General features: G+C 70.2%; 17 protein-coding genes. 6 read left to right on the top strand and 11 right to left on the bottom strand.

The window, feature by feature from the left end:
* Positions 1 to 651 (bottom strand): ROK family protein (locus tag KME77_RS24305; protein ID WP_219471251.1); only part of this gene is annotated, 651 nt, incomplete at its 3' end.
* Between the two features lie 192 nt (positions 652 to 843).
* Here KME77_RS24305 and KME77_RS24300 point away from each other — a divergent pair.
* The 4 genes from KME77_RS24300 (at position 844) to KME77_RS24285 (ending at position 3,477) form a co-directional block, all read left to right on the top strand.
* Positions 844 to 1,863: a phosphotransferase family protein gene (locus KME77_RS24300; protein WP_219471250.1), complete on the top strand. Its 1,020-nt coding sequence runs from the start codon at positions 844 to 846 to the stop codon at positions 1,861 to 1,863.
* An 89-nt stretch (positions 1,864 to 1,952) separates the two neighbouring features.
* The gene (locus KME77_RS30405; RefSeq protein ID WP_308250876.1) at positions 1,953 to 2,231 is read left to right on the top strand and encodes a hypothetical protein; all 279 of its coding nucleotides are present in this window, start codon (positions 1,953 to 1,955) and stop codon (positions 2,229 to 2,231) included.
* A 58-nt stretch (positions 2,232 to 2,289) separates the two neighbouring features.
* Entirely contained in the window at positions 2,290 to 3,141 is an 852-nt protein-coding gene (locus KME77_RS24290; RefSeq protein WP_219471249.1) for a helix-turn-helix domain-containing protein, read from the top strand.
* 69 nt (positions 3,142 to 3,210) lie between these two features.
* Positions 3,211 to 3,477 (top strand): hypothetical protein, encoded by a 267-nt coding sequence (locus KME77_RS24285; RefSeq protein ID WP_219471248.1) that lies wholly within the window; start codon positions 3,211 to 3,213, stop codon positions 3,475 to 3,477.
* A 51-nt stretch (positions 3,478 to 3,528) separates the two neighbouring features.
* Here the strand turns inward: KME77_RS24285 and KME77_RS24280 are convergent, their stop codons facing one another.
* From KME77_RS24280 to KME77_RS24265, 4 genes are all read right to left on the bottom strand, one after another.
* Positions 3,529 to 4,137 (bottom strand): TetR/AcrR family transcriptional regulator, encoded by a 609-nt coding sequence (locus KME77_RS24280; RefSeq protein WP_219471247.1) that lies wholly within the window; start codon positions 4,135 to 4,137, stop codon positions 3,529 to 3,531.
* A gap of 128 nt (positions 4,138 to 4,265) precedes the next feature.
* Positions 4,266 to 5,240, bottom strand: a complete 975-nt coding sequence (locus KME77_RS24275) for an ABC transporter substrate-binding protein (protein WP_219471246.1) — start codon at positions 5,238 to 5,240, stop codon at positions 4,266 to 4,268.
* A 12-nt stretch (positions 5,241 to 5,252) separates the two neighbouring features.
* The gene (locus KME77_RS24270; protein WP_219471245.1) at positions 5,253 to 6,245 is read right to left on the bottom strand and encodes an ABC transporter permease; all 993 of its coding nucleotides are present in this window, start codon (positions 6,243 to 6,245) and stop codon (positions 5,253 to 5,255) included.
* The gene (locus tag KME77_RS24265) at positions 6,242 to 7,066 is read right to left on the bottom strand and encodes an ATP-binding cassette domain-containing protein (RefSeq protein WP_219471244.1); all 825 of its coding nucleotides are present in this window, start codon (positions 7,064 to 7,066) and stop codon (positions 6,242 to 6,244) included. The genes KME77_RS24270 and KME77_RS24265 overlap by 4 nt, the downstream gene beginning before the upstream one ends.
* Positions 7,067 to 7,202: 136 nt before the next feature.
* Between KME77_RS24265 and KME77_RS24260 the strand changes: the two genes are divergently transcribed.
* Positions 7,203 to 7,829, top strand: a complete 627-nt coding sequence (locus tag KME77_RS24260) for a Uma2 family endonuclease (protein WP_219471243.1) — start codon at positions 7,203 to 7,205, stop codon at positions 7,827 to 7,829.
* Positions 7,830 to 7,894: 65 nt separating this feature from the next.
* Here the strand turns inward: KME77_RS24260 and KME77_RS24255 are convergent, their stop codons facing one another.
* The 5 genes from KME77_RS24255 to KME77_RS24235 form a co-directional block, all read right to left on the bottom strand.
* Positions 7,895 to 9,901, bottom strand: coding sequence for an ArnT family glycosyltransferase (locus KME77_RS24255; protein WP_219471242.1), 2,007 nt, complete (start codon positions 9,899 to 9,901; stop codon positions 7,895 to 7,897).
* The gene (locus KME77_RS24250; protein ID WP_219471241.1) at positions 9,898 to 11,067 is read right to left on the bottom strand and encodes a bifunctional glycosyltransferase family 2/GtrA family protein; all 1,170 of its coding nucleotides are present in this window, start codon (positions 11,065 to 11,067) and stop codon (positions 9,898 to 9,900) included. Before KME77_RS24250 ends, KME77_RS24255 begins: the two co-directional genes overlap by 4 nt.
* Positions 11,068 to 11,092: 25 nt before the next feature.
* Positions 11,093 to 12,463: a sensor histidine kinase gene (locus tag KME77_RS24245; RefSeq protein ID WP_219471240.1), complete on the bottom strand. Its 1,371-nt coding sequence runs from the start codon at positions 12,461 to 12,463 to the stop codon at positions 11,093 to 11,095.
* Entirely contained in the window at positions 12,460 to 13,155 is a 696-nt protein-coding gene (locus KME77_RS24240; protein ID WP_219471239.1) for a response regulator transcription factor, read from the bottom strand. The genes KME77_RS24245 and KME77_RS24240 overlap by 4 nt, the downstream gene beginning before the upstream one ends.
* 64 nt (positions 13,156 to 13,219) lie before the next feature.
* Positions 13,220 to 14,422, bottom strand: coding sequence for a cytochrome P450 (locus KME77_RS24235; RefSeq protein WP_219471238.1), 1,203 nt, complete (start codon positions 14,420 to 14,422; stop codon positions 13,220 to 13,222).
* An 89-nt stretch (positions 14,423 to 14,511) separates the two neighbouring features.
* Between KME77_RS24235 and KME77_RS24230 the strand changes: the two genes are divergently transcribed.
* On the top strand, positions 14,512 to 15,078 hold the full coding sequence (locus KME77_RS24230) for a TetR/AcrR family transcriptional regulator (RefSeq protein ID WP_219471237.1): 567 nt from the start codon (positions 14,512 to 14,514) through the stop codon (positions 15,076 to 15,078).
* A gap of 31 nt (positions 15,079 to 15,109) precedes the next feature.
* On the opposite strand, the gene KME77_RS24225 is transcribed toward KME77_RS24230, so the two are convergent.
* Complete coding sequence (locus KME77_RS24225; RefSeq protein ID WP_219471236.1) at positions 15,110 to 16,636, bottom strand: phytoene desaturase family protein; 1,527 nt, start codon at positions 16,634 to 16,636, stop codon at positions 15,110 to 15,112.
* Between the last annotated feature and the right edge of the window lie 260 nt (positions 16,637 to 16,896).

Here is a 16,896-nt window from a genome sequence, read left to right as displayed (position 1 = left end):
GGACACCTCGCCGCAGCGGGCGGCGATGGCCGACGCCGACGCGTACGCGCCCAGGCAGCCGTGCTGGCCGCAGTTGCACGGAAGGCCGTCGGGGAACACGGGGATGTGGCCGATCTGGCCCGCCCAACCGGCTGTGCCGCCGTACAGGGCGCCGGCGAGGACGACCGCTCCGGCGATGCCGGTGCCGATCGGGAGGTACAGGACGTCGCCCGGACGGTCACCGTCCGCGCCTTCGGGACCGTAGGCCAGCTCGGCCTCGCCCGCCGAGCGGACGTCGTGGCCGAGCATCATCGGGAGGTTCACCTGGGTGAACGCCTCGGCGGGGACGTCCCGCCAGCCGAACGCGGACGCGAACACTGCGTGGGTGGAGGTGACCAGGCCCGGCACGGCCAACCCGATGGCGACCGGCCGCAGACTGTCTTCCGACTGCGCGGTGTCCCCCGGCCGCAGACTGTCCGCATCCGACGCCCCCGTAGACGCGTCGGACCGCGCCCGGGGCTCGGAGAGATCGGTGATGAAAGCGGCGATAGCGGTGATCACCGCCTCAGGACCGTCCGCGCGGGGCGTAGGACGCCGTTCGGTGTACAAGACGGTGCCGTCGCGCCCGATCAGCCCGCCTTTGAGGGTCGTCCCGCCCACATCAACCGCCACAACACATTCCACCCCACCATGATCCTCGCAACATGCCTCAGAAGCACATCAGGGGAGCGCTTCGCCACAGAAGGACTGGCCGAGGATGCGGACGGCCCACCGCCACGCCACCGGCAAAGGGCGGCTTGACCGGGTTGTCGGCGCACCCCTAGGCTCCTTACTAGAATATCATTCTACAAAAAAGGGCCGCCCATGACCTCCACCCACATCGACGTCGGCGCCATCGACTTCGGTGCGCTGGCCGCCTGGATGGACGCCCAGGCCCTCCCCGCCGGCCCCATCACCGCCGCCACCCCCGTCCTCGGCGGGACGCAGAACGTCATGGTCCGCTTCGAGCGCGGCGGCGTCCCGTACATCCTGCGCAGACCCCCGCAACACGCCCGGCAGAAGAGCAACGAGGTGCTGCGTCGCGAGGCGCGTGTGCTGGCCGTGCTCAAGGACACGGACGTGCCGGCGCCCAGGCTGGTGGCGGCGCAGACGGAGGACGAGCCCGTGTTCTACCTGATGGAGCCCGTCGAGGGGTTCAATCCGTCGACGGGGCTGCCCGAGCCGCACGCGCACGACCCCGCGATCCGGCACCGCATGGGGCTGGAGGCGGCGGCCGCGCTGGCCGAGCTGGGGCGGGTGGATCCGGACCGGCTGCCGGGGTTCGGCAGGCCGGAGGGGTTCCTGGAGCGGCAGGTGCCGCGCTGGCTCAAGGAGCTCGACTCGTACGGCAAACTGGACGGCTATCCGGGCCCTGACATCCCGCACCTCGCCGAGACGGCCGAGTGGCTGGAGCGGCACCGCCCTGCCCGCTTCACGCCGGGCCTGATGCACGGCGACTACCACTTCGCGAACCTGATGTTCGCCCACGACGGCCCCCGCGTCGCGGCGATCGTGGACTGGGAGATGTGCACGGTCGGCGACCCGCTGCTCGACCTGGGCTGGCTGCTGGCCACCTGGCCGTCGAACAACGGGCACGTCCCCGGCCTGCCCTCGCCCGAGGAACTGGTGGCGTACTACGCGGCCCTGTCGGAACGGGACATGTCGGCCATCGACTGGTACGCGGTGATGGCCTGTTTCAAGCTGGGCATCGTCCTTGAGGGCACGCACGCCAGGGCGTACGCCGGCAAAGCACCCAAGAACATCGGTGACCTGTTGCACGCGACGACGCTGAATCTGTTCGAGCGGGCCAAGGACTTCACGGAAGGGCTCCTCGGCCGAGCCTAAAATAGGGTTTTTTCCTAAAGCGCGGTCGTATATAGAGGCGGCCCCGTACAATTGCGCGCAATTGCAGTTGTATCTCGGGGAGGTACGTCATGCGCATGCGGTTACTCGGCTCCACGTCGGAGGCGGGCGCCTGCCCCACCCTGTACGAGACCGATCGCGGAACAATCGTCGTCCAGGGCCTTCAACTCACCGACAAGGAAGCACTCGCGGACCTTCGCGACGTTCTCGACGGAGAGACGGCGGTGGAGGTTCCCCGCGAGCTCATCACGGAGATAGCCCGGCGGGTTCTCCCGGACACGGAGCGGGATCTTCCGGCCTCAGCCATCGCCCTTCCAGCCGACCGGCCGACACCCACAGCTATCGCTTGATCACAATTGCGAACCGGGTCTGGCATGATCCGCGCAATCCGGTCTAGCCTCTTGCGGCGTGACGTCGTTTCAGCAGGCGCGCATCGACCTCGGCAGCCAGCTCCGCCAGTTGCGCGAGGCCGCCCGTCTCTCGGGCAAGGACCTCGCCGAGAGACTGCGGTGGCAGCCGTCGAAGGTGTCGCGCCTGGAGAATGCCCGGCAGACCGCCACGGAGGACGACGTCGTCGTCTGGGCGACGGCCGTCAACGCCTCTCCTGACACGACGGACGACCTGATCAGGCAGGCCATCGCACTGTTCGAGCGGCACGACGACTGGAAGCAGCGTCACCGCAGCGGCCTGGCCGCGCTCCAGGAGGACATCAGGGACCTGGAGGCTCGGACCAAGCTGTTCCGGGTGTTCGAGCCCTCCCTCGTCATCGGGCTGCTGCAGACGTCGGAGTACGCCAGGCACGTGTTTCGCAAGGTCAGACGGCTTTACAGCGCGGCCGACCAGATCGACGCGGCGGTCCGGGTGCGGATGCAGCGTCAGGAGATCCTCTATGACCGGAACCGGACGTTCAGGTTCGTGGTCACGGAGCCGGCGCTGCGCACCCGGCTCGCCCCGCTCGATGTCATGCGCGGGCAACTTGACCGGTTGCTCGCGGTCAGCACGCTGCCGAACGTCGAGTTCGGGGTGGTCCCGTTCGAGGTGGAGCTGCCGTCGGTGCCGATCAACTCGTTCTGGATCTACAACGAGGCCATGGTCGGGGTGGCCACGATGACAAAAGACCTGGTTCTGCGCGATCCCGACGACATCGCTTTCTACGTGCGGGCCTTCGACGACTACGCGAAGGTGGCGGAGTTCGACGAGAGCGGACGAGACGTCATCATCCGTATTCTTGACGATTACCGGAAACAATCCGCACATTAACCCTCGCAATTGCTTGCCTTGTCCCACAAGATCGTGCAATTCTGTCGCGAGACGTTGCGGAGGTGACGCATGATGCTTGATACCGCGCTCAGCCTCGAGCGGTTCGCGTGGTACGCGGGACGTCACGCCGACCTGGCGGTTCAGAATCTCGCTCTCGCGAGTGACCCCGCGTATGTGTCGGTGCGCAACCGCTTCTCCGCCAATCTGGCCGAAACCGTCACCCTTTCCGAGAGTGGCAGTTTTATTACCTCGTGGGGGTATCGGCTCGGGACGATCGAGGACGTCGAGGGCGCCGCCGCCCGTCTGGCGTTCCTCTTGGCGGCCCTGCCCGCTTAGGACGACTTTTTGCGGAGGCGCGGGAAAGCGCCTTCCGAATCCCTTCCAGACCTAGAGGGACCCGATGCCCGCTTCCCGGGCCGCCGCCGTACGGGCGTGCTCCAGGAGGCGGGCCCGGGTGAGCACCGTGGGGTGCAGCGTGTAGCGGATGATGAGGCCGTCGAGCATGGCGTCGATGCGCTCGGCCGAGCCCGCCGGGTCCTCGCAGCCGAACTCCCCCGCCTCCGTGCCGTCCGTGAGCACCCGCGTCAGGGCCGACAGCCAGGCGGTCTCCAGCTCCAGCATGATCGTGTTGACGGCCGGCTCGCGCAGGCCGGCGTTCCAGGCGTCGATCCACAGCAGCCAGCTCTGGTCCGAGGGCGACTCGGGGATGTAGTAGCTCAGGATTCGGTCGAGCCGCTCGGCCGCGGTGCCGGGCCCCTCCACCAGCTCCTTGAGGCGGGCGCCCTCGATGTCGAGCGTCGCCCGGAGCATGGCGGTGATCAGCTCGTCCTTGGTGGCGAAGTGGTAGTGGATCAGGCCGCCGCTGACGTTGATGGACTTGGCGATGTCGGCGATGCGGGTGTGGGCCAGGCCGCGCTCCAGGACCACCTTGCGGGTGGCTTCGAGGAGCTCGGCCCTGCGCTGGTCGGCCTGCTCGGCTCGGCTCGTACTCCGCACCCGATCAGCCTATCCGCCACCGGCACACGCCCGACGCACGCCGGCACACGCCCGACACACGCAGGCCCGCGCCTGACGCGGGCCTGCGTGTGTCCCACGCACGCCGGCCCGCGACCCGAGCGCCTCGCTCAGCAGCCCGACTTGTAGAGCACCTTCTGGATGTCCGGAGTGTTCAGGTTGTCCTTGGTGACGATCGTGGCGTCGGTCGGGATCGAGGCCGTGACCGGCTGCCCCTTCACCGCGGCGACCGCCTGCTCGACCCCCTTGGCCCCGATCTCACCGGGCAGCTGGGCGATCAGCGCCGACACCACCCCGTCCTGGAGCTGCTTGACCTGGGCGGGCCCGGCGTCGAAGCCGACCATCTTCACCTTGTCCAGCTTGCCGGCCTGCTGCAGCGCGGTGCCCGCCCCGGTCGCGGAGTTGAGGTTGGTGGCGAAGATCCCGGCCAGATCGGGGTCCTTGGCCAGGGCGGCGTTGACGATCGCGGACGCCTTGGCGACGTCGTTGTTCGAGTACTGGACGCCGAGGGACGAGATGCCCGGATGACTGGCCTTGATCTCCTCCTCGAAGCCCTTGATCCGCGCGTCCACGGAGCTGACGCCCGGGTCGGTGGAGATGACCAGCACCTTGCCCTTGTCGCCGATCTGCTCGGCCAGCGCCTTGGCCGCGGCGCCGCCGCCCTTGAGGTTGTCGCTGCTGATCCTCGACAGCCCGATGCTGGGGTCGTCGACCACGGTGTCGACCAGGATGATCTTGATGTCCTGCTGCTTGGCCTGGGTGAGCGGCGCGATCAGGGCCTTGACGTCGGTGGGGGCGATGAGGATGGCGTCCGGGTGGCCGGCGACGACGGAGTTGACGATCGGCGTCTGCAGCGTCGGGTCGAACTTCTGCGGCCCCTGTACGTCCAGCGTCACGCCCAGCTCCTGGGCCTTGGCCTTGGCGCCGCAGGCCATGGTCTCGTAGAACTCCTCCCCCGCCAGGCCCTGGATGAGCGTGACCTTGACGGGACCGCTCGAACCCGTGCCGGAGGGCGTGCCTCCTCCTCCACCGCCGCAGGCGGCGACCGTGAGCAACAGGGTCGCGAGTGCCAGAGCCTTGCGCATGATCCGTTCTCCTTACTGGTCGCGCCTCGCGCGCTGCCGCTGGTCGACGTACACGGCGGCGACGAGCACGGCGCCCACCACCACCTGCTGCCAGAACGGCCGCACCCCCAGGATCTGGAACCCGTTCTGCAGCACGACCGGGATGAACACCCCGATGACGGTCCCCAGCACCGTCCCGACGCCGCCGAACAGCGAGGTGCCGCCGATCACCACGGCCGCGATGGCCTGGAGGTTGTCGGTGGAGTGCGCGGAGACGCCGGTGATCCCGTACTTGGCGAGCGACAGGTAGCCGGCCACCCCTGCCAGCAGGCCCGCCAGGCCGTACACCCTGATCAGATGCCTGTTCACGGCCACCCCGCCGCGCCGGGCGGCCTCGGCGTTGGAGCCGATCGCGTACGTGTGCCGCCCGAAGCGGGTGCGGGCCAGGGCGACCCCGAGCACGGCGGTGATCGCGGCGCAGATCCACACGATCAGCGGAACGCCGAGCCAGCGGGCCAGGCCGAGCCCCAGGTTCAGGTCCCCGGGCGCGCGCAGGTCCACGCCGCCGGTCAGCAGCAGCGCGCCGCCGAGCGACATGCCCAGCGTGCCGAGAGTCACGATCAGCGCGGGTATGCGGCCTTTCGCGACCAGCACGCCGTTCAGCAGCCCCCAGGCCAGCCCGGTCAGTACGGCGGTCGCCGCGCCGGCGAGCAGCGACCCGGTCACGTCCACGGCCTTGGTCGCCGTCACCGCCGAGAACACCAGCACCCCGCCGACGGACAGGTCGATGCCCGCCGTGATGATCACGTACGTCATGCCGGTGGCGAGGAGCAGCAGGATGGCGGCGTCGCTGACGAGGTTGAGAAGGTTGAAGGAGGTGGCGAAGCTGGTGGGGCGCAGGGCGGAGAACACGACCAGCAGCACGACCAGCACCGCCGCGATCCAGACCACCTGGAGGTCGCGCAGCCGCGCCCGCCCGAGGCGGCGTTCGCGCACCGGCGGCGGGCCGCTCCGCGTGGTGCTCACTGGGGACTCTCCTGCTCCACGGCGCCGGCCGGACCCGTGCCCGCGGCCCCGGTCTGCTCGACCTCGCCGGCCTGCTCCACGGCGCCCGTCATGGCGCCGACCAGGTCCTCCATCGACACCCTCGCCGTCTCGAACCTCGCCACCCGCCGCCCCAGCCGTAACACCTCGACCCGGTCCGAGACCGCCTTGACGTCCTGCATGTTGTGACTGATCAGCACCACGGCCACCCCGGAGTCGCGCACCCCGCGGATGAGGTCGAGCACCCGCCGCGTCTGCACGACGCCGAGCGCGGCGGTCGGCTCGTCCATGAACACCACCCTGCGCGCCCACGTCACCGCCCGCGCCACCGCGACCCCCTGCCGCTGCCCGCCCGACAACGTGGACACGGGCGCGGCCTGCGACTTGAGCCGCACCCCGAGCCGTTCACAGGCTTCTTGGGTACGGGCCCGCATGGCGGCGTTGTCGAGCACGCCGAGCCGGCCCAGCAGGCCCGCCTTGAGCAGCTCCCGGCCGAGGAAGAAGTTCGCCGCCGGGCTCAGGTCGGCGCAGAGGGCGAGATCCTGGTAGACGGTCTCGATCCCGGCCGCCCTGGCCTCCTCGACGGACCCGAACTCGACCCGCTGACCGTCGACGACGATCTCCCCGGTGTCCGGCCGCTCGGATCCCGACAGGATCTTGACGAGCGTCGACTTGCCGGCCCCGTTGTCCCCGATCAGCGCCACGACCTCGCCGGGAAGCAGGGTGAAGTCCGTGCCGCGCAGCGCCTCCACGTGACCGTAGCTCTTGACGATCCCGCGGGCTTCCAGCAGCGGTGCGGACATAGGACTATCAAGTGCCGCGGCTGACATCGTTGTCAACCCCCGATCTTCACCGTTCCCATGGCCCCGACGACAACGGCGGGAGAGCCGTGAACCGTAGGCTTGGATCGTCGGCCGCACCGTGACGAGGAGAAGACAAATGACGGCCCTGCCGGATGACAGTTGGCTTCTCAACATCCGTCCCCAGCCCGCGCTCGTGACCGCCGAGGAGTACGAGGCCCTCCCCGAGGAGATCGCCAGAGCCATCGAGATCGTCGACGGCTACGTCGTCTATTGCGCGGCACCCACACCAGACCATCAGACGGCTGCCAGGCGGCTGGCCAATCTCCTCGAACGGCACGCGCGCGACGCCATGAAGCAGGGGCACGGATGCCTCACCGTCAACAGCGACGTGGATCTGCGGCTGCGGGACGTGCCGCTGCTGAACCGGCGGCCCGACATCGCGCTCTACACCTGCCTCGACAGGGACCGAGGAGAGCGGCTACGGGCGGAGCACGCTCTGCTCGTCGTGGAGATCGTGTCTCCCGGGTCCGAGACGCAGGACACGACCGACAAACTCGGCGAGTACGCCAAGGCTGGAATCGCGCACTACTGGATCGTACGGCTGGACCGCACCGGTGTTTCGATCATCGAACGCTACCGGCTGGATCTTGCGTCCATGCTCTACAAGCACGTGGGGACGTTCATGAAGGACGAGCCCGGCGCGCCTCCCAGCGTGAGCAACCCGATTCCTGTCGAGATCGACTGGTCGGAACTGGAATTCTGACCCAGAGGGTCTCTCCACGAGACACGGGTGAAGGCCCGTCGATCGCGGTGTCCTGCCGGGCCGGATCAGCTCGCGCAATCGTACAAGCCGTCCTGGCCGCTCACCTCCGTGCAGTTGGCGGTGACCCAGGTGGTGACCTCGCTGTTGCCGCGGCCGGGGCCGCCGCGGTCGCCGCCTGACATGACGTAGCGGAGCCGGCCCGAGGAGACGTACGCCTTGAGCTTGTCCACGGTCATGGCGGGGTCGCTGCCGGTGAAGCCGCCCATGGCGATGACGGGCTTGCCGGTGGACAGGATGGCCGAGGACGCCTGCATCGCGCTGTTGACGGCGACCAGCCATTCGGCGTCGCCCTGGTTGGCCTCCAGGTAGGAGAGGGTCGAGGTGCTGAGGCCGCCGCCGCCGAAGCCGCCGCCGGTGCGGCCGGAGCGCCGCTCCTCGCCCTGGGTGGGCTGGGGTTGGCCGTTCTGGCCGGTTGAAGGCTGGCCGCCGAAGGGGGGCTGGTCGCCCTGGCGCATGCCGCGGAAGCCGCCTCCCGGGCCGCCGAAGCCGCCGCCCGAGGGGCCGGCCGTGGGGTTCGTGCCGTTGGACGGCGACCGGAGCGGGGTGACCGCGTACGCGGCCGGACCGGCCAGCGCGACGACCGCCGTGGCGACCAGGGCGGCCGCGGCCACTTTGACGGTGACGTCGCGGCGGAGCCGGGCCAGCAGGAGGCCGCCCGTCGCGAGGACGGTCGCGGCCAGCACCAGCCACGCCAGCCACGGGACGAAGTCGGGGGTACGGCGGAGCACGGTGAACGACCAGGCGCCGGTGACGGCGATGCCCAGCGGGAGGACCCAGCTCCACGCCGCGGAGCTGCGGTACGCCTGCCACATGGCCACCCCGCCCATGGCGGTGACCACGGCGACTGCCGGGGCCATGGCGGTCGTGTAGTACGGGTGGAAGGTGCCGCTGGAGAAGCTGAAGACGACGAAGTGGACCACCAGCCAGCCGCCCCAGACCAGCCACGCGGCGGTGCTGCCGGCGGACCCCGGGCTGGTGCGACGCCACCTCATCCCGAGGGCGAAGATCAGCGCCAGTGCGCAGAACGGCAGCAGCCACGAGATCTGCCCCGCCATCGTGTCGTTGAACAGCCGGTCCGCCCCGGCCGCCCCACCGAAGGAAGCCCCGCCGCCGCCGCGCCCGCCCTGGCCGAAGACGCGGCCCAATCCGTTGTAGCCGATGACCAGGTCCCGGACCGAGTTGTCCGTGGAGCCCCCGATGTACGGCCGCGACGAGGCGGGCAGCAGGTCGACGATCACCATCCACCACGCGCTGGACACCGCCATGACGCCCCCGGCCGCCAGCAGATGCCCGACCCGCTTGAGCAGGCCGTGACGGGCGCACAGCAGGTACGCCAGCGCGAACGCGGGCACGACCAGGTACGCCTGGAGCATCTTGGCGTTGAACGCCAGCCCGACGAACACCGCGCTCAGCAGCAGCGACCGCAGCCGCCCGGTCCGCAGCGACTCCAGGCAGAACCAGGCGGCCAGCACGAGCAGCAGCACCAGGATCGTGTCGGGGTTGTTGATCCGGTTGATCGCCACGGTGATCGGGGTGAGCGTCATGATCACCGCCGCCGCCAGCGCCGCCACGTGCGCCTGCCGCACCTCCGAATGGGCAGACGACGAGGAACCGGACAGCGAGCGGGCGGACACGACGGGGTAGGCCCGCCGTACGGCCGAGTGCACCAGAGCGACGGACGCCACCCCCGCCAGCGCCTGCGGGATCAGCATGCTCCAGGTCGAGAAGCCGAAGATCCGCGCCGACAGCCCCATCACCCACAGCGCGAGCGGCGGCTTGTCGACGGTGATGTACGACCCGGCGTCCAGGGCGCCGAAGAAGAACGCCTTCCAGCTCTGGGTGCCCGACAGGATGGCCGCGGAGTAGTACTCGTTGCCGTCGCCGCTCAGCGCCCACGTGTAGAGGACGCCCGCGACGACGAGGACCCCCCAGAACGCGGGCCGCGACCAGCGCGGAGCGCCGCCGGGGATCCGGGCGCGGCGGTGGGGGGCGCGGTCGAGCAGGGCGGTCATGAGGTCCTCCGGCGGGGGTTGAACACCCACACGCGCAGCAGCAGGAAGCGGACCAGTGTGGCCAGCGCGTTCGCGACGACGACCGCGGCCAGCTCGACCCCGTGGGAGACGCCCGCGGGCAGCAGCGCGAGCCCGCCGGTGGTCAGGGCCAGCCCGACGAGGAAGGCGATCAGACCCTCGAACTGGTCCCGCATGGCCCCGGCCGACCCGGTCACGCCGAAGGTGAAGCGGCGGTTGGCCGCGGTGTTGGCGACGGCGGTGACCAGCAGCGCGATCGCGTTGGCGGCGAGCACGGGGACGACCTGCCGCAGCCCCGAGAAGAGCAGCAGGTAGGCCAGCGTGCTGATCACCCCCACGACGGCGAACCGCGGGAGCTGCCTGGCCATGCCGCGCGGCAGCCGCGCCTGGGAGACGCGCGCCGGGACGGGGATGCGGGCCGCGCCGGACAGCGTCTTGCGGGCCACCCGCACCATGCCGCGCAGGTCGTCGAGCGCGGTCCGTACGACGTCCACGCGGCTGTCGGGGTCGTCCACCCAGTCGACGGGCACCTCGTGGATGCGCAGCCCGTGGCGTTCGGCCAGCAGCAGCAGCTCGGTGTCGAAGAACCACTGCTCGTCCTCGACGGCGGGCAGCAGCGCCTGCGCGATCTCCGTGCGGACGGCCTTGAAGCCGCACTGGGCGTCGGAGAACCGGGCTCCCATGACCGACTTGAGCAGCAGGTTGTACGAGCGGGAGATGAACTCGCGCTTCGGCCCCCGCACCACCCGCGCCGACCGGGACAGGCGGGTGCCGATGGCCAGGTCGCTGTGCCCCGACAGCAACGGCGCCACCAGCGGCAGGAACGCGTCCAGGTCGGTGGACAGGTCGACGTCCATGTAGCTGACCACGTCCGCGTCGCTCTGGGACCACACCTGGCGCAGCGCCCGCCCGCGTCCCTTGCCGTCCAGGTGCACGGCCCGCACGTGCGGCAGCTCGCGGGCCAGGTCGGAGGCGATGCGCCAGGTGTCGTCCGTGCTCGCGTTGTCGGCGATGGTGATGCGGTAGTCGTAGGGGAAGGTCCCGGAGAGGTAGGCGTGCAGCCGGGCCACGCTGTCGCGCAGGGCCCGCTGCTCGTTGTAGACCGGGACGACCACCTCGACCAGGCGCGTCTTGACTGTCGTGTGCATACCCCAAATACCACCGTTTGGGTATTTAAGGTGACTGAGCCGATTCTGAGGACGGGGTGAGATTCCCGGGCAGTTTCATGGCCGCGAGCGCGCCGCCACCAGCGGCGTTGCGCAGGCTCACCTCTCCCCCCGCCTCGGCGACGGACTGCGCGACGATCGCCAGGCCGAGCCCGGAGCCGGGCAGGCCGCGCGCCGAGGGCGAGCGCCAGAAGCGCTCGAACACGTGCGGCAGGTCCTCCTCGGGCAGGCCGGGGCCGTGATCGCGGACGAGGAGCTCACCGTCGCGCAGCGTCACCTCGACCGGGCCGGAGCTGAACTTGGCGGCGTTGTCGATGAGGTTGAGCACGGCACGTTCCAGCGAGCCCGCGTTGCCGACCACGTACCAGGGCTGAAGGTCGACGTTGACCTCGGCGCCGCGCAGCCTGGCGCGCTCCACGGCGGCGGTGACCACCTCGTGCAGGCCCAGCTCGACGTGCGGCTCGTGGTCGGTGTCCCCCCTGGCGAGCTGGAGCAGGTCGCCGACGAGCGTGCTCAGCTCGGCGAACTGGGCCTTCACGTTGACGAGCAGGCGTTCCTTGGCGGCGGGGTCGAGCTGCCTGCCGGTCTGCTCGCTGCGCAGGAGCAGGTCGATGTTGGTGCGCAGGGTGGTCAGCGGGGTGCGCAGCTCGTGGCCGGCGTCGGCGACGAGCTGCTGCTGGCGCACGCGGGAGTTGGTGAGCGCGGTGGTCATGGCGTTGAACGACTGGCTGAGCCGGGCGATCTCGTCATTGCCCCGCACCGGGATGCGGGTGTTCAGGTCCTCCGTCTCCGCGATGTGCTCGACGGCACGGGTGAGCCGGCCCACGGGGCGCAGGGCCGTACGGGAGACGAGTAAACCGGCCAGCGCGGCGAGGAGCACGCCGCCGGCGGCCACGCCGGCGAGCAGGAGCACGAGGTTGCGCAGCGTGGCCTGCAGCTCGGCCAGGGGCCTGGCCACCATGAGGGCGGCGTCCTCGCCGACGTTCCTGACGACCACACGCACGGGGGTGCCGTCGTCGAGGTAGCCGTCGTACTCGTCCGCGTCCTTGTAGTCCGAGTCGGCGATGCGGGTGTCGTGCGGCGTGACCTTGATGCCGGCGTTGCCCATGACGCAGCGGCTGCCGTCGGGGAAGGCGATCTGCACCGGTTCGCGCCATCCCGGCCCGTACTGGTCGGGAACCGGCTTGTCCGAGCAGTGGCGTACCGCGTTCTGCATGGCGCCGGCGGGCGGCATCACCTCGCGCAGCGCCTCGTTGAGCTGCCACGACAGCTCCCGGCGGACGATGTACCAGCAGCCGGCGGCCGAGATGGCCACCGCGATCGCCACCGCCGCCGCCACCAGGAAGGTCATCCGGGAGCGGAGGCTGCCCTTTCTCATGGCGCGGCCCGCAGCGTGTACCCCACCCCGCGAACGGTGTGGATCACCCGCGGCTCACCGCCGGCCTCGGTCTTGCGGCGCAGGTACATCACGTACACGTCGAGCGAGTTGGACGTCGGCTCGAAGTCGAAGCCCCACACCTCGCCCAGGATCTGCTCGCGGGTCAGCACCTGGCGCGGGTGCGCCAGGAACAGCTCCATCAGCAGGTACTCGGTCCTGGTCAGGTCGAGGCGGCGCTCACCTCGGGTGACCTCGCGGGTGGCCGGGTCCATCCGCAGGTCACCGTAGGTGAGGGTGTTCTCGGGGGACGGCGTGTGCAGCGCGCCCCGCCGCAGCAGGGCGCGCACCCTGGCCAGCAGCTCGTCGAGTTCGAACGGCTTGACCAGGTAGTCGTCGGCGCCGGCGTCGAGCCCGGAGACCCGGTCGCCGACCGCGTCGCGGGCGGTCAGCATCAGCACGGGGATGTGGTTGCCCGAGGCGCGCAGCCTGCGGCAGGCGGTGAGCCCGTCCAGGCGCGGCATCATGACGTCGAGCAGCACCGCGTCGTACGTCTCCCGCTCCAGCTCGTCGAGTGCGGCCTGCCCGTCGTTGGCGGTGACGACCTTGTAGCCCTCGAACTCCAGGCTCGACTGCAACGCCTCGCGCAACGCGGGCTCGTCGTCCACCACCAGCAACTGTGCGGCCTCACTCATGCCCCTTACGCTAGGGCCACAATCTGAGAACGCGATGAACGATCTGTGGTGTGTTTCGTGAGTGTTACCACGTGACAGGCAGGGCTTTCGCCCCGAAAATGACCGCGTCGTACTTGAACGGCACCTCGTCCTCCGGCACCGCCAGCCGCAGCCCCGGGATCCGCTCGAACAACGTGCGCAGCGCGATCTCCAGCTCGGCCCTGGCCAGGTTCTGGCCCAGGCACTGGTGCACACCGTAGCCGAACGCCACGTGGTGGCGGGCGCCGCGCTCGACGTCGAACTCGCCGGGCCGCTCGAAGGCCCGCTCGTCCCAGTTGGCCGAGGCGCCCAGCACGTAGATCCCGTCACCGGCCCTGACCCGCACGCCGCCGATCTCCTGGTCCTCGGTGGCCACCCGGTCGAAGGCCACCCAGTCGACGATCGAGTGGTAGCGCAGCATCTCCTCGACGGCCTCGGGCCAGCGCTCGGGGTTCTCGCGCAGGGCGGCGAGCTGCTCGGGGTGCTTGAGCAGGGTCAGCACGCTCAGCGGCAGCATGTTGGCCGTGGTCTCGTGGCCGGCGACGAGCAGCAGGAAGATCACTCCCACCAGCTCGGCGTGGGTGAGCTGCCCGGTCTCGATGAGCCGTCCGAGCAGGTCGTCCTTCGGGGCCTTCTCCGCCTGGGTGACCAGGTCGTCGAGGTACTGCCTGATCTCGTTCACGGCGATGAACGAGGTCTCCCGCTCGGTCTCGGTGGAGACCATCAGCCGCGTGCGGGACTGGAAGAACTCGTGGTCCTCGTACGGGACGCCGAGGAGCTGGCAGATGACCAGGGACGGCACCGCCAGCCCGTACGCCTCCACCAGGTCCGCCTCGCCGCGGGCGAGCATGTCGTCGATGAGGTCGTCCACGAGGCGCTGGATGCCGGGGCGCATCGACCTGATCCGCCGGACGGTGAACTCCGGGATCAGCAGGCGGCGGAACCGGGTGTGCTCGGGCGGGTCGAGGTTGATGAAGTGGCCGGCCTTGAACTGCTCCATGTGCTCCTTGAGCTCTGGCGGCGGCGGCTCGGTGGAGAAGGCCTGGTCGGGGTGGCCCGGGGTGTCCGGGTTCGTGCTGATGCCCGGCCCGTTGAGCACCTGCCGGGCCTCGGCGTATCTCGTCACCAGCCAGACACGCCCGTTGGGGGCCGCCGCCTCGACGAGGGGCGCCTCCTCGCGCATCGCCTCGTAGGCGGGGGGCGGCGCGTACGGGCACGTCCGTGGGGCCGGGAAGGAATGGGTCGTCATAGTCTGCTCCCTACAAGCCGGATCGCATTGCTTACTTACGTGAAAGTAAGCAATGACAGTGTACGGCGTCAAGGGACGGTAGGAGTGGGATGGCAGGGCGGCGGACCGACACACGTGAGCGGATCCAGCGCATCGCGATGGAGCTGTTCGCCGAGCGCGGCTACGACAAGACGACGTTGCAGGAGGTCGCGGAGCGACTGGAGATCACCCGGCCGGCGCTGTACTACCACTTCCATACGAAGCAGGACATCCTCACCAGCATCTGCGACGGGTTCATCACCTCGCTCGACGAGCTGGTGGCGTGGGCCGGGCAGCAGTCCGACACGCTGGAGGCCAGGCGGGAGATCCTGCGGCGGATCGCGGGGCTGCTGGAGGACCAGTGGCGGCCGCTGATGCGGTTCGCGCAGCTCAATCAGGGGGCGTTCCGGGAGACGCAGATCGGCGAGCAGATGCAGGAGCGCATCATCGGCCTGCTGGCGGTGCTCAGCAGGGCCGACGCGAGCGTGATCGAGCAGTTCGAGGCGCGGCTGGCGGTGTTCGCGCTGATCCTGGGGTCGGTGCCGCAGCTGTTCGGGATGGACCTGCCGGAGTCGGAGCTGCCCTCGGTCGCCATGACGGTGGCGGTGCGGCTGGTGTCGGGCTACACCGGCCCGTAGCCGGCTCGGGGCCTCAGCTCATAACCGGCGGTCAGCGGGTCAGGAGTGACATGGCGGCGTTGTGGCCGGGGATGCCGCTGACGCCGCCGCCCCGGCGGGCGCCCGCGCCGCACAGCAGGATCCGCTCGTGGCCCGTCTCCACGCCCCAGCCGCCCTCCTCGGCGTACGGCCAGGTCAGGTCGCGGTGGAAGATGTGGCCGCCGGGCAGGCCGGCCTCGTTCTCCAGGTCGACCGGGCTCTTGGCCTCGACGCAGAGGGTGCCGTCGGGGGCACGCAGGAGGCAGCTCTCGATGGGCTCGGCCAGCACGCTGTTGATCGACGCCATGGTCGCCTGGAGCGCCTCCTGCCGCGCCTTTTCCGGATTTTTCCGGAAAAGGCGGGCGGGCATGTGCAGGCCGAACAACGTCAGCGTCTCGCACTCCAGCCCCGGGCCGACGATCGACGGGTCGGTGAGCGAATGGCAGTACACCTCCGCCGGCGGCAGCTCCGGCAGTTCCCCGCTCGCGGCCCGCGCGTACGCCTTGGCGAGCTGCTCACGTCCCTCGTTGATGTGGAACGTGCCGCTGAAGGCCGCCACCGGGTCCACCGACGTGTCCTTCAGCCTGGGCAGCCTGCTGAGCACCATGTTGACCTTGAGCTGGGCCCCCTCGGGCGCCTCCGGCTCGCTGCCGAGCACCCGCGCCAGCACGGCCGGCGGCAGGTTGACCAGCACGTGCCGCCCGGTGACCGTGTGCTCGCCGTCGCCGTGCCCGCCGTCGCCGTGCCCGTCGTCCCCCCGGAAGGTGACCTCGCCCGACGGCGAGATGCCGATGATCTCCGCACCGGTCCTGATCTCGGCCCCGGCCTGCCTGGCCGCCGTTTCGAGCGCCCCGGACACCGCGCCCATCCCGCCGACGGGGACGTTCCAGTCGCCGGTGCCGTCGCCGATCACGTGGTACAGGAAGCAGCGGTTGGCCAGCAGGTCCGTCGCGGGGTCGGCGAACGTCCCGATCAGGGCGTCCGTCAGCACCACCCCGCGCACGGTGTCGTCGCGGAACCGCTCGTCCACCACCTCGCCGATCGGCCGCTGGAACAGCTCCCGCCAGGCCTCGGCCCCGACCAGCCGCTCGATCTCCGCCGGGCCGCGCAGTGGCTCCAGCATCGTGGGCGCGAGGGCCCGCGCCACCTCGGCGGTCATCCCGTAGAACTCCCGCCAGGCCCGATGGTCGGCCTCTCCCCCGGTGACGGTCCTGAACGAGGCGGCGGTCCGCCGCTCGTCCCCTCCGTCGACGAGCAGCCCGGTGTCGCCGACCGGCGTGTACGAGGAGTAGCGCCGCTTGCGCAGCTCCAGCGGGAGGTCCAGGTCGTTCACGATCTTGGTGGGCAGCAGGCTGACCAGGTAGGAGTAGCGCGACAACCGCACGTCCACGCCAGGGAAGGGCCGCGCGGAGATCGCCAGCCCGCCCACGTACGCCTTCCGCTCCAGCACCAGCACCCGCCGCCCGGCCCGCGCCAGGTAGGCCGCCGCGACCAGCCCGTTGTGCCCGCCACCGGCAACAATTACGTCATAGGACCCCATAGCTGCACTTTAGTCACCATGTGATCGCCGGCGTAGGGTGCGGCGGCACGGCGATCCGTGTCACTCCGGGCGGCCGTCCCGCCTTTGTCGTGAACGTCGAGGTCTTCCTCGAACGTGACGGCCGCCGGCTGCTCATCAGGCGCGGCGCGGCCGAGGCCCGCGCGCCTAGGTGGCTGGTGTTTTTTGATCTATCTCGCGTAGGTCTGTCCTCTTGTGCCAGGGTGATCGGTGTTGGTCACCGGGCGTGGGGAGAGAACGAG

Origin of the sequence: Nonomuraea rhizosphaerae, from assembly GCF_019396405.1 — a bacterium.
Lineage (GTDB): Bacteria > Actinomycetota > Actinomycetes > Streptosporangiales > Streptosporangiaceae > Nonomuraea > Nonomuraea rhizosphaerae.
This window is presented reverse-complemented; position numbering and strand designations above follow the sequence as displayed.

Bases quoted from the DNA above. Each gene is read 5' to 3' on its own strand.
- KME77_RS24235 (WP_219471238.1), bottom strand. From the start codon at position 14,422: ATGACGACCCATTCCTTCCCGGCCCCACGGACGTGCCCGTACGCGCCG.
- KME77_RS24275 (WP_219471246.1), bottom strand. From the start codon at position 5,240: ATGCGCAAGGCTCTGGCACTCGCGACCCTGTTGCTCACGGTCGCCGCC.
- KME77_RS24285 (WP_219471248.1), top strand. From the start codon at position 3,211: ATGATGCTTGATACCGCGCTCAGCCTCGAGCGGTTCGCGTGGTACGCG.
- KME77_RS24255 (WP_219471242.1), bottom strand. From the start codon at position 9,901: ATGACCGCCCTGCTCGACCGCGCCCCCCACCGCCGCGCCCGGATCCCC.
- KME77_RS24300 (WP_219471250.1), top strand. From the start codon at position 844: ATGACCTCCACCCACATCGACGTCGGCGCCATCGACTTCGGTGCGCTG.
- KME77_RS24265 (WP_219471244.1), bottom strand. From the start codon at position 7,066: ATGTCCGCACCGCTGCTGGAAGCCCGCGGGATCGTCAAGAGCTACGGT.
- KME77_RS24250 (WP_219471241.1), bottom strand. From the start codon at position 11,067: ATGCACACGACAGTCAAGACGCGCCTGGTCGAGGTGGTCGTCCCGGTC.
- KME77_RS30405 (WP_308250876.1), top strand. From the start codon at position 1,953: ATGCGCATGCGGTTACTCGGCTCCACGTCGGAGGCGGGCGCCTGCCCC.
- KME77_RS24260 (WP_219471243.1), top strand. From the start codon at position 7,203: ATGACGGCCCTGCCGGATGACAGTTGGCTTCTCAACATCCGTCCCCAG.
- KME77_RS24240 (WP_219471239.1), bottom strand. From the start codon at position 13,155: ATGAGTGAGGCCGCACAGTTGCTGGTGGTGGACGACGAGCCCGCGTTG.
- KME77_RS24245 (WP_219471240.1), bottom strand. From the start codon at position 12,463: ATGAGAAAGGGCAGCCTCCGCTCCCGGATGACCTTCCTGGTGGCGGCG.
- KME77_RS24230 (WP_219471237.1), top strand. From the start codon at position 14,512: ATGGCAGGGCGGCGGACCGACACACGTGAGCGGATCCAGCGCATCGCG.
- KME77_RS24225 (WP_219471236.1), bottom strand. From the start codon at position 16,636: ATGGGGTCCTATGACGTAATTGTTGCCGGTGGCGGGCACAACGGGCTG.